Source organism: Streptomyces sp. AC627_RSS907 (assembly GCF_019049165.1).
This window is the reverse complement of sequence record NZ_JAGMUE010001035.1, coordinates 1-574: the sequence shown is the minus strand read 5'-3', so window position 1 is coordinate 574 and position 574 is coordinate 1. Positions and strand designations below refer to the sequence as shown.

Here is a 574-nt window from a genome sequence, read left to right as displayed (position 1 = left end):
GTCCGACGTCGCCCCTGTTCCAGTTTGCGGATCACATCGACGGAGACCCCAGCCCGTTCGGCTAGGCGCTCCTGCGTAAGACTGCGCCGAATCCGCAACCGGGCCAGCCGGTCGCCCATGCCCAACTCAAATGAAGTGCTCATGCGTTGCTCCCGTCGCAGGGCCCGGAATCCACGGTACGCCGACGCGCGCTCACGTCATCCGGGGTGAAGTGTGCCGCTCCCCCCATCTCGTACGGTGACAATCGCCCGCACCGGCAGGTTGGGCTGGCGGACTGCCATCGCGTAGCCCGCCGCCATCGAAGTGAGGAAGCGCCACATGGTCACGCTGGCTGTCACCGGACACATCGACCTGACCGACGCCACCACCGCCCTCGTCCGCGAGGCCCTGCGACATGCCATCACCCAGCATCGCGACGACGAGCTGACGGGCGTGTCCTGCATCGCGGCCGGAGCGGACTCGCTGTTCGCCGAAGCCGTGTTGGAGGCGGGCGGACGCCTGGTCGTCGTCATCCCGTCGCGGGACTACCGCGAAGCGAAGGTCAAGCCCGCCCACGCGGACACCTTCGACCGGT

1 protein-coding gene and 1 pseudogene are annotated in these 574 nt (G+C 68.1%); one reads left to right on the top strand and one right to left on the bottom strand.

Annotated features, from left to right (window positions below):
- On the bottom strand, positions 1-119 hold a 119-nt coding region (locus tag KUM32_RS40110; protein WP_374227613.1), incomplete at its 3' end, for a helix-turn-helix transcriptional regulator.
- A 199-nt stretch (positions 120-318) separates the two neighbouring features.
- Between KUM32_RS40110 and KUM32_RS40105 the strand changes: the two are divergent.
- Positions 319-574: pseudogene (locus KUM32_RS40105) on the top strand (hypothetical protein); the annotation flags it as partial.